The sequence below is a fragment of the Bacteroides sp. RTP21281st1_H5_RTP21281_210402 genome, assembly GCF_040918965.1.
Classification (GTDB): Bacteria; Bacteroidota; Bacteroidia; order Bacteroidales; family Bacteroidaceae; genus Bacteroides; species Bacteroides congonensis.
The window spans coordinates 138,539-150,324 of record NZ_JBCOWR010000007.1; the positions used below are offsets into that span (position 1 = coordinate 138,539).

Annotated in this window: 9 protein-coding genes; all 9 read left to right on the top strand. The window is 40.0% G+C overall.

Annotated features, from left to right (window positions below; all coding sequences use genetic code 11):
* Position 1 precedes the first annotated feature (1 nt).
* A complete protein-coding gene (locus AB5443_RS12270; protein ID WP_022138380.1) occupies positions 2–1,411 on the top strand; it encodes a RagB/SusD family nutrient uptake outer membrane protein in 1,410 nt (469 codons plus the stop codon).
* Positions 1,412–1,432: 21 nt separating this feature from the next.
* Positions 1,433–2,035 (top strand): fasciclin domain-containing protein, encoded by a 603-nt coding sequence (locus AB5443_RS12275; protein ID WP_022138379.1) that lies wholly within the window; start codon positions 1,433–1,435, stop codon positions 2,033–2,035.
* A gap of 17 nt (positions 2,036–2,052) precedes the next feature.
* On the top strand, positions 2,053–3,909 hold the full coding sequence (locus tag AB5443_RS12280; RefSeq protein WP_139260903.1) for a hypothetical protein: 1,857 nt from the start codon (positions 2,053–2,055) through the stop codon (positions 3,907–3,909).
* Positions 3,910–3,986: 77 nt separating this feature from the next.
* Positions 3,987–5,291, top strand: a complete 1,305-nt coding sequence (locus AB5443_RS12285) for a sugar MFS transporter (RefSeq protein WP_368113610.1) — start codon at positions 3,987–3,989, stop codon at positions 5,289–5,291.
* The gene (nagA, locus tag AB5443_RS12290; RefSeq protein WP_073347402.1) at positions 5,288–6,472 is read left to right on the top strand and encodes an N-acetylglucosamine-6-phosphate deacetylase; all 1,185 of its coding nucleotides are present in this window, start codon (positions 5,288–5,290) and stop codon (positions 6,470–6,472) included. The genes AB5443_RS12285 and nagA overlap by 4 nt, the downstream gene beginning before the upstream one ends.
* 17 nt (positions 6,473–6,489) lie before the next feature.
* The gene (locus AB5443_RS12295; protein ID WP_368113611.1) at positions 6,490–7,248 is read left to right on the top strand and encodes a glucosamine-6-phosphate deaminase; all 759 of its coding nucleotides are present in this window, start codon (positions 6,490–6,492) and stop codon (positions 7,246–7,248) included.
* A 6-nt stretch (positions 7,249–7,254) separates the two neighbouring features.
* Complete coding sequence (locus tag AB5443_RS12300; RefSeq protein ID WP_022138374.1) at positions 7,255–9,615, top strand: glycoside hydrolase family 20 protein; 2,361 nt, start codon at positions 7,255–7,257, stop codon at positions 9,613–9,615.
* Positions 9,616–9,623: 8 nt separating this feature from the next.
* On the top strand, positions 9,624–10,688 hold the full coding sequence (locus AB5443_RS12305) for a hypothetical protein (RefSeq protein WP_368113613.1): 1,065 nt from the start codon (positions 9,624–9,626) through the stop codon (positions 10,686–10,688).
* A 3-nt stretch (positions 10,689–10,691) separates the two neighbouring features.
* Positions 10,692–11,783, top strand: coding sequence for a hypothetical protein (locus tag AB5443_RS12310; RefSeq protein ID WP_368113614.1), 1,092 nt, complete (start codon positions 10,692–10,694; stop codon positions 11,781–11,783).
* Positions 11,784–11,786: the final 3 nt, after the last annotated feature.

Sequence of the window (11,786 nt, forward strand, 5' to 3'; positions counted from 1 at the left end):
CATGAAATCTAAATATTATACTATCATCCTGACATTATCGCTACTATGTGCTTCGTGCAGCGATTTTCTAACAGAAGAACCAATTAGTGACCTGACAGCCGGAAGCTTTTGGAAAACGGACAAAGACGCGGAAGTGGGAATTGTCGCGATATACAGCGCTTTTTCAAAAGCAATCTCACCGGGAATGTGGGACTGGGGAGAACTCCGTGCCGACAACTATATTCCTCACGACAAAGATGCATTCGATCAAAAGGAGATGATTTACAACAATATACAGGTTGACAATCAGGCTGCACTATGGACGGATTTGTACAGTGTCATCAGCAGAGCCAATGCGGCTATCAAATACATTCCCCGCATTACCATGACACCTAACAAGAAGAATAATCTCCAAGCCGAAGCATATGCTTTACGCGCATGGGCTTATTTCTACTGTGTACGTGTATGGGGCGACGTGCCTTTATACACAGAACCAATAGAAGAAATCTCGCAAGGTATCTACCGGGAACGTACAGATAAAAATACCATTTTTCAGGAAGTCATCTTACCGGACCTTGAAAAGGCTTATTATCTGATCGACAAGACTTCAACTGTCCGTACCCGAATTAATGTCGCCACTATATGCGCACTCACAATGGACGTAAACGCATGGTTACATGATTATGAAAAAGTGGTAAGTACGATGAAAGAAAAGGTACAAATATTGAATAAGCGGAATTGGGGACTCTCCGCTTTGACTCCGGAAACGTTCGCAAAAGACTGGAGAGCAATCTTTATAGAAGACAATCAAGCCGAAACCCCGATAGAAGTGATATTCAAATTAGCCTATGACCAATTGGGAAACGGTGAGAACCAATCAATCAACTACTTTGCAAGTTCCCAACCCAGAGTATTTCTATCCGATAAAATAAAAGGTATGTATGGCATACTGGATAAACGATTTGGCAGTACGCAATGGGAAGACATAGGTGAAGGCAAAACGCAATTGAAAAAGAAGTTTTGGCCGGATGGCACCATTTTCGTGGGTACAGGCCGTGTATATTCAGACAATGATTTAGTACTATACCGCTACGCTGATATTGTATTATTATATGCCGAAGCGTTAAATGCATTGGACAGAACTCCGGAAGCTATCACCGAGCTAAACAGAACAAGAACCCGTAGTGGAGAAAACCCATTTTATGCAAGCGACTTTGTAAGTAGTGACGAGATTCTCGACGCAATACTGGAAGAGCGGCAAAAAGAGTTTGTCGGTGAGGGTAAACGATGGTTCGACCTGGTTCGCTGCAACCGTTGGCAAGAAGTGATGGAACCAATTAATGGAATGAATGATGAAAGAAAAGTATTATTCCCCATTCATCGCGATCATATCAATCAGAATCTCAATTTAAAACAGAACCCCGGTTATTAACAAACTAAGATCAGCAAACTTATGAAAACTTTAAAACTTTATATCATATTATGTATTTCCAGTCTGTGTTTATTCAGTTGTCTGGATATACAAGACAGTTATGATTATGAACCAGCTAATATAGACAACAATGTTTATATGAATACATGGGAATTTATCCAGTCACGCCCGGATGCGTTCTCATCTCTTCAGACCGCCATCGAATGTTCAGGGATAGATCTGTCGATATATACTCAGACTGAAAAAAAATACACCTACTTGTTACTTCATAATGATGCATTCAAAGGGGCAAATGGTATCTTGTCCAACTATGGAGTGGCATCTATTGAAGACATGGACAAAGAGACATTAACAAACATCTTATTGTATCATGTGATAGACGGATATTACCACGGACTCGGCACTCTCAATTTTGATCCGATCAATGTGATTACTTTATGGAAATCACCGAATGCCTTTATGACATTAAAGCTGAATAATTCTGCTTCTATCGAGTCTTATTCACGTCTGGTCATCAACGACATGTTGGGCAACAGTACTCCGGTCACAGCAATGACCAGCAATATCCTGACAACCAATGGGGCTGTACATGTAGTAGGTCAAGAAATCGTTTACAAACCATAATCTTAAATTATCATAGTATGAAATCGAAACTATATATTATTATTTCATTTATATGTGTCAGCCTGTGCTGGCTATCATGTAATGATGATGATAAACATACAGGACCCGCACCTGAAATATTGTTTATGACAGAGTCGATGTCTATCGACTTGAATAAAACGAATAATCCATCTATTGTTTGTGTTATCAACTCAGAAGTCGGACTTAAATCCGTTCAGAGCTGTATAGTGAAAGAAGGAGATATCGAAATGGAAATAGACAATCCTGTTACCAACTTCTTCAATAAGAACAGTTATTCTTTGTCACAAACTCCTGTCTATACGGAAGATATGATTGGATTCAAAGTCTCTGCAACTGACATAAACGGACAAACATCCGTTTTGACATTACCTTTCAAAGTCATTCCATTACGTGATGCCCCGGTTGTTTCATTTAATGAAGGTATTAATGAAATTGATTACAGAGAAGGGGATCCGATGCCTTCTATTTCAGTGAGAGTAAGCAGTGAAGAAAACCTGCGATATATCGCTTTTTCTGAAGTTGTGAACAGACAAGAGAAAATCATACCCATCAATGGAAAAGACACACTGAAATTCACCAATAACGAAAAAGAGTATGTGTTGAATCTCCAAGATGACGGTTTCCAATTTAAAGTAGGAACCACTGCCATCAAAATTGCGGCAGGAGCAGGCTCTTCCGATATGGTTAAAATAAAAATCGGAACATTGAAAGTCAATTTTGAGGAAATTCCCGCACCGGAAATCCTGTTTGATTCAGAAGGAGATCTTCAGGTAAATGAATTTGCCGACCTGACTGTCACGGGGAAAATAAACTCTCAATCCAAAGTTACTTCTGTTAGTTATTACAGAAAAACTGCTGAAGGCAAAGAACAAATAGGGGAAACTGTTCATCCGGACGAAAGTGCATACAACTTCTCTGTAACCCTGGAACGAGTTACGTTTGATGTACAGGCAGTAGTTATAGAAGCCACGGATCAGTTAGGTAAAACAACCACTATAGAAAAACCGATAAAGGTGAAAGAACTGGCACCCGCCCCGTCTATCATCCTCGATCAGACAGCCGAACAATTCAATGGGGTAAGTATTGATGCTCTTATAGCATTAACCGGAAAAATAACTTCTGAAGCCGGAATAACATCCGTTGTAATTACCCAAACGACTCGTAAAGGAGAGGAAAGTACGAACGAAATCCATATTACGAACGACAGAGAGGTGATTATTGACCAAAATTATACGGCAGATATAGAGTTAGCAGGTCTTAAATTAACGGCAACCGATATTAACGGCAAACAAAGCGTCATTTCGTATGATATACATGTAGGATACTACTATTATACAGTACTTATGTCATTGGATGGTGCGCCTAACCATGGAGATTCTACTCCAGGTTGCTTCTTCTCTGCCTCAGCAGCGAGAGCATTCGATTACTGCGATGGAAAAGACAATTGGCAAGAGGTTGATATTGCCTTCTCTTCTTACAGTAGCAATACAGTCATAAGAGTGGCTTCTTTAAAACAAAGCATAACCAAATTCAAACATGCAACATGCGGCTTGGATAAATGGGACAATGTGAAAGGCGTTTACTTCAGAACAGCCTCCAATATAAAGAGAAGCGGTTTTGATAAAGCTACCATAAACGATATGAAAGCGGAACGGCTTGCAACAGGCTTCGCAGAAGTGGCATCACTTACCGAAGGTAACTTCGAAACGGCAACAGAAGCAGTCGGAGTATACGAAACGCCGATTAACGGGGTTGCCAAACGAGTAATCGTCACTTACGACCACTTTGTAGAACGCACTACTCAAAATCTGGCAGCTTCCAAATTTATGATCAAAGTAAAAATTGAAAAATAATCAGACTGGAATCCATTTGGTAGCAACTCTATCCATAGTTGTTGCTACCAAATAAAAACAAATTATCATAAATACACATGAGCCATACTATAAAAAAAGAGTCGTCTATCTACCCTATATTCATTATGGGATTCCTATTCTTCATCTTTGGATTTGTTTCCTGGGTGAATTCCATACTGATTCCATATTTCCGAATAGGATGCGAGCTGAACCATTTTCAATCTTATTTGGTAACATTTGCTTTTTATATAGCTTATTTTATCATGTCGGTACCGGCTTCCTTCCTGCTAAATAAATTAGGAATCAAAAAAGGGTTGGCTACCGGATTATGGACAATGACATTGGGAGCACTTTTATTCGTGCCCGCTGCATACACCAGAACATATAGTATCTTTTTGGCGGGTTTATTCATTTTAGGAACCGGACTAGCTATTCTTCAAACTGCCGCTAATCCCTATATTACCAATATAGGGCCGATAGAAAGTGCTGCCAAACGAATCAGTATCATGGGATTATGTAACAAGTTTGCAGGAATAATCTCTCCCCTCATCTTTGCTGCATTGGTCCTGAAAGCATCCGATAATGAGCTATTCAGACAGCTCAACCAAAATATCTTAGTTGGAGAAGAACGCACGGCAGTTCTCGACGAACTTATCGGCAGAGTTATGATTCCCTATGCAATCCTTGCATTGATATTGTTTATATTCGGATTATTCATTCGCTACTCATCACTCCCCGAAATGAATCTCCAAAAACAGGAGAAAGAGAAAACCGCAACTTCACAGAAGAAGGACGGCATTTGGGATTATCCTTATCTGATACTAGGTGTTTTGGCTCTCTTTTTCCACGTAGGAACTCAGGTTATTGCCATTGATACTATTATCGGATATGCAGAAAGTATGAATGTAAGTCTTATTGATGCCAAACATTTTCCATCATACACATTGATCTGTACATTGACAGGATATACGATAGGCGTATGCCTGATTCCTAAAATCATTTCTCAAACCCGGGCTTTACAAATTTGTACAGTATTGGGGCTATTGTTATCAACAGGAGTGGTGATGTTATCAAAACAAGTTGATTTCATGGGAATGCAAGTAGATATATCCATATGTTTCCTTGTGCTGCTCGGGCTGCCGAACGCATTAATATATGCCGGTATATGGCCTCTTGCCATCCATGACTTAGGACATCATACCAACCTAGGCTCCTCGCTTTTGGTCATGGCATTATGTGGCAACGCCTTCCTGCCGATGGTTTATGGAGCCATCGCTGATGTTTATGATGTACGTACGGGATACTGGGTATTAATTCCCTGCTTCATATACCTTGTTTTTTATGCGATTTACGGTTATAAAATAAAAACATGGAGAATATGAAACTCATTAAGATATATAACTGCCGGGCGATAACAGCTTCCCGTATTCTATCGGATGCTACTGTCATTGTAAAAGACGGAGTGATAGAAGAACTGACAACTGGTAAAATAGAAGTCAATGACGCAAAAGAAATCGATGGAAACGGCCTGTATGTTTCCCCTGGTTTTATAGACTTGCATACACATGGAGCCGGTAATCATGACTTCATGGACGGCAGTGTGGAAGCCTATTTGGAAGCAGCCCGTGTTCATGCCTGTCATGGCACTACATTGTTATATCCAACCACCCTGACAAGTACCAATGACGCTCTTTTCAATAGCTTTGAGAAGTATGAGAAAGCATGTTCCTGCAATCACAACGGAGCAGCCTTTGGTGGGATACATTTAGAAGGCCCTTACTTCGCCCACAGTCAGCGTGGAGCACAGGATTCGAGATTTCTCAAAACTCCTGTTCCATCGGATTATCAGGAAATACTATCCCACACCAACCACATAGCCCGGTGGAGCATAGCCCCCGAACTTCCGGGAGCACTTGAGTTGGGAAATTATTTGGATAACAGAGGGATATTACCTTCAATCGCCCACACAGATGCGACTTATGAAGAAGTTCTGAAAGCATTTGATTGTGGATACCGGCATATCACTCACTTCTATTCCGCCATGTCAGGAATTACCCGAAAAAATGCTTTCCGGTATGCCGGTGTCATTGAGAGCGGTTATCTGATAAATGGAATGACTCTTGAGATTATTGCAGATGGAATACATGTACCTAAAAGCCTGATGCAATTAGTCTATAAAATTAAGGGAGCAGAAAATATTGCTTTGGTTACGGATTCAATGAGAGCCGCGGGTATGCCGGACGGAAAAAGTATCCTTGGCAGTATCGAAGAAGGACAAGAGGTGCTCATTGAAGACGGAGTTGCCAAACTACCGGATCGCTCGGCTTTCGCTGGTAGTGTAGCGACTGCTGACAGATTGGTGCGTACAGCCACTAAAATAGCGGAAATACCTTTATGTGACGCAGTCAGAATGGTATCGGCAACTCCTGCCGGAATAATGGATATCCAACAACATAAAGGTAGTTTACAGAAAGGAAAAGATGCCGATTTGATTTTATTCAATGAGAACATCGATATTAAAATGACCATGGTCAAAGGAAATATTATATATGAAAACTTATAAAACAAAAAACGAAAGATATGAAGATAGATAATTTATCAGTAAAAATCAGCGAAAACCGCATCTCAATGGGAATCCAGGCAGCTTCAGAAGCTGCCATATGCCTGAAACAATTATTAAAAGAAAAGGATATCGCTAATATTATATTTGCGGCAGCTCCATCCCAAAATGAATTTTTGGATACTCTGAGTCAAATGGAAGACATAGACTGGAAAAGGGTAAATGCATTTCATATGGATGAATACATAGGGCTGGAAAAAGATGCACCTCAAGGGTTTGGCAACTTCTTGCAGAGACATATCTTTTCCAAAGTACCTTTTCGGAATGTTTTCTTTCTGAACGGTCAGGCGGAAAACATACAAGAAGCGTGTCGGGAATATACGTCACTCTTACAAAACAACCCCACTGATATTGTATTCATGGGAATCGGAGAAAATGGACACATTGCTTTTAATGATCCTCATGTGGCGGACTTTCAAGATCCACATTTGGTGAAAGTTGTCGATCTTGATGAAAAGTGCCGACAACAACAAGTTAACGACGGATGTTTCGCCAATATTGACAAAGTTCCAACTCATGCGCTCACTCTTACGGTACCCGCCCTGTACAGAGCTGATTATCTATTCTGCATAGTGCCTGGAAAGACAAAGGCATGGGCTGTAAACGAAACATTAAGAGGACCGGTGTCTCCCCAATGTCCTGCTTCTATTTTAAGAAATCATCCCCATGCCACATTATACATTGACAATGACAGTTCCAGTATATTTATGTCTAAATAGATTTATATGAAATACTTTATATCTTTATTATCTATTATCCTATTAGGAATCGGTCAGGTTCATGCTTACGGCAAGTACCCCATTATCCCCTACCCCAAAGCCCTTCAGGCAATGGAAGGATACTTTATTTTTCAAAGTAATATGCAATTGTCAATACCTTCCAAGGATAAAGAGGTTCATCAGATTGCTACCGATTTCATAAATAGATTATCTAAAGTATCAGGTTTGCAATTGACTATTGCTCAAGATAATATATATGCAGATATCGTCTTCACCCAAGACAAGTCTTTGGGTAAAGAAGCTTATCTATTAAACATATCACCTGAGAAAATCATTGTAAAAGCCGCATCACCTGTCGGTTTCTTCTATGCAGTGCAAAGCATCCTGCAACTGTTACCAGCTGAAATCTGCTCACCTGATTTCATAGGAAATCAGGTGGTATGGCAGATTCCTTGTGCTCATATCGCAGATGAGCCCAGCTTCGGTTACCGGGGAATGATGTTGGATGTTGCCAGATATTTTATGCCCAAACAATATGTATTAGAATTTATAGACCGGTTAGCCGCCCAAAAAATCAATTATTTCCACTTTCACCTGACAGAAGATCAGGGATGGCGAATTGAAATAAAGAAATATCCGCGTCTTACTTCAGTCGGGGCATACAGACCATATACTCAAACAGGGTACAAACATTTTCATGCACCGGTTATTCCCGACGGAGTAGAACACCAAGGATTCTATACGCAAGAAGATATTAAGGAAATTGTGGCATATGCAGAGCAACGTTATATCACGATCATTCCCGAAATAGAACTGCCAGGACATAGTTCTGCCGCAGTAGCTGCTTATCCAGAATTGTCCTGCGGAATAAAAAAAGAATATGAAGTAGTGAAAAACTTCGGCATTTTTGATAATGTTTTCTGTCCGAAAGAGACGACATTTCAGTTCCTGAATGATGTCTTCACTGAGGTTGCGGAACTTTTCCCCGGAAAGTATATCCATATCGGCGGGGATGAATGTCCAAAAGCGGCCTGGAAACAATGTAAACATTGCCAACAGTTAATAAAGAATTTAAAACTAAAGGGCGAGAGTGGTTTGCAAAGCTATTTCATTCATCGTGTAGAAAAGATTCTGAACGCAAAGGGAAAACAACTGATTGGTTGGGATGAAATATTGGAAGGTGGCTTGGCTCCTAATTCAACAGTAATGTCATGGAGAGGTGAACAAGGTGGTATTAAGGCTGCCCAAGCCGGTCATCCTGTTATTATGATTCCTAATGCAGATACTTATTTAAATTATTATCAGGAAGACCCGGAATTTGCTCCGGTGGGATCCGGCAGTTTTCTCCCTATGGAACAAATCTATCGCTTCAACCCTTTATCCACGCTACTAAAGGGAAATTTAAGTCAATACGTCCTAGGCACAGAAGCTGCATTATGGACACCATATATGAAAACCCCTCAAGTAGTGGATTACTATATGTATCCTCGTTTTTATGCTTTTGCGGAAGTTGCCTGGGGAACGAATAAGCCTGAACGTTATCAAGAATTCCTGACGAATCTCAATCCGCACTACAAACGTTTGGATTATCAGTCTGTCCATGCATGCCGCAATTATTTCGATGCCTATATTGACGGAACATTCAACCGCCGTACACAATCTTTCGAAATACGATTAAAAGGGATGATGCCCGGTTCTGAAATCCATTATACACTGAATGGGAATGAACCGACCATAAAAGATGCTACATATACCCAACCTATTAAAATCACCAGGGACACCCATATCAAAGCGGCCATTTTCAATAATGGTAAACAAGTTGGTAAAGTTACTCAGAAATCTTTCTTTGTAAACAAGGCGACCGGCAAAAAGACTTCTTCGAACGTAGCTTATAGGTTCAAGCCGGATAATCCGGGAGCCAAAGATTACAGTGAATTTAATTTCTGCGGTCTGACAAATGGCATACGCGGTTACTTGAACCATGTGCATCCTTGGGTTGCCTTCAAGCCAGCCCGATACACCGAGATTGTTGTCGATCTTGATACCCTGACTTCTTTCAAAGAAATACGTTACGGAGTGATGAATGGATATGGGCAGGAAGCCGTTGCCCCCAAGTCGGTCGATATTGAAATTTCAAATGACTCAATTTCTTTCAAACGGATTGTTTCTAAGAAATTTACCTATACCATAGAAAATAAATGGCAAATGTTCGAGCAAAAGTTTAATTTTGAATCTCAAAAGGCACGTTATGTAAAACTGAGATTCAAAAACGGAAAGTTACCCCACAACTTAGGTGATTTTCCTGTTCCTAAAGAACGGGAAGGAGAACCGGGATTACTATTTATTGACGAAATTGAAATAAAGTAAAGATTAATATGGATAGAATAATGAGAACCAAACAGTCACTTCTTTTAATTCTTGCCTGTTTGCTGTATAATTTGTCTTTTGCAGCAGAAGACCCGGCTCTTAAAGCAAAACTTAGCGAGAAACAGTTGCAACGGGCTGCCGAGTTTAAAAAGGTATTGAAGACCGGACAAGGATACAGAAGCGGAGTGTACATCTATACCAAGCGTAGTATTGATGACTATTTGAAAACACCGGAAGTATTAGCGGCACGTTTAGCCGTATTAGGTTTTACGGATGTATATTTAGGTTCAGAGAAGGCTCTGTCCGGCAAGTCTGACGACTACTTGAAATGGCAAAAAGCATTCATAGAAGAAGCTCACTTATATGGAATGAAAGTACATGCATTGAGATTAAGCAGCGCCCGTTTATATGTTGAGGATATGCGTGTGTTGGATGATTGTAAGTTAGTGATCGATTATAATTATTCAGTAAAGAAGAAACAACGGTTTGACGGTGTATCAGCAGACTTAGAGCCCCATATTCTCAAAAAAGGTTTTATTGACTATCCGAAAGGATTGACTTTATACTGGGATTCCAAAAATAATTTCGGTAAGGGAAAAGACAATGACCTACTATTGAAACGTACAGTGGAAGTAATGAGAATGGCACAAAAGGAATTGAAACCACTTCCTTTGAGCCAGGCATTAGGATTCTTTTTTCAGCCCAGGGTAGATAACGGACTGCTGGAGCATGGAGGTGCAAAAGAGTTTTTACAATATTGCAACCAACTAATCGTCATGGCTTATAACTACAAGGCAGAACGGGTATTTGAAATGGCAAAACCCATATTAGTAGCAGCTAGTGACAAAGAAAAAACGGTTAGTGTATGTGTTAAGACAAGTTTGGGCACAGTTGGAGATGAAGGTCCTATCACTTCTTTCCAAACGCACGGTTGGGATTACATGATCAACGCCCTTCAATTTTTAATGGACAAATCTTCTCAGTTCGTATCCTTCAGAGGTATCGATATTTTCGAGTTTCAAGGTTTTGAAATGATATGGAAAGACTATGAAAAGAATAATAACAATCATTGATTCATGAAACATACAGGAACATACCTCTCTTTATTCTTTTTATTATTTTTTGCCTCTTGCCAGACAAGCGAAGAACAAGAGGAGACCCCCAATAATGGAGGTACAGCTCCAAACAACCAAATTTTAGTTGAACAAGCTGATTTTACCACATCCGTAATGGACAGAGTAAAGCAGTTTCACGTCACTACTCACTCAACTAACTCCAACCAAAACGGTATATATGTATATTCTCAAACTATCAACAAATATTTGAATGCCCCCGAGAAATTAGCATCCCGGATCATTTTATTGGGATTCAATGAAGTTTATGTATCTACTCCGAAATCGACCTTATCCACTATAAACAGTAGTAACTTCCAATGGATGAGAACATTTATTTCATTCTTACATTCACATAATATCAAAGTATTTGCTTTACTGTTGAGTAACCCCCAACTATATATCGACCAGGATCTTCTTTATGAAGATCCTGGTAATTTGGAACTTTATAATCAAACAGTCTATAGCACTGAAAAGCTGGATGGTATCATGGCCGATCTTGAACCTCATACCCTGAAGTCGGGAGCTGAACAGGTTCCGGAAGGATTGGATATCTATTGGGACAGTAATCATCATTATGGTATCGGGAAAGAAAATGATCTGCTTCTTAAACGCACACTTACTATTCTTCAACGAGCTTCTTTTAATTTATCCCCTCTCAATCTTAAAGAATCAGTATCTTTCCTGTATCAGCCTAAATATAATGAGGGACAGTTATCTTATGGCAGTACGACACAGTTTCTGCAACATTGTGAGTCTGTTCATGTCATGGCTTATTATAACCGTGCAGAAGTAATATGGAACCGTAGCCTTCCTTTACTCGGAAACGCGGATAAGCTCTATAAGAATGCAGTAAGTATATGCGTCAAAGTGAGTGTGAACACTTACGGTGACGAAGGTAACGAGAATACATCTTTGCAACCCAACGGATGGAAATATCTGATTGAAACGTTGTCTGATATCTATAATCAGGGAAAACAACATCCAAGTTTTCGCGGCATGGACTTCTTTGAATACAACGGATTGGAAACTATGATCGAAAACATGCTCAACTGAATT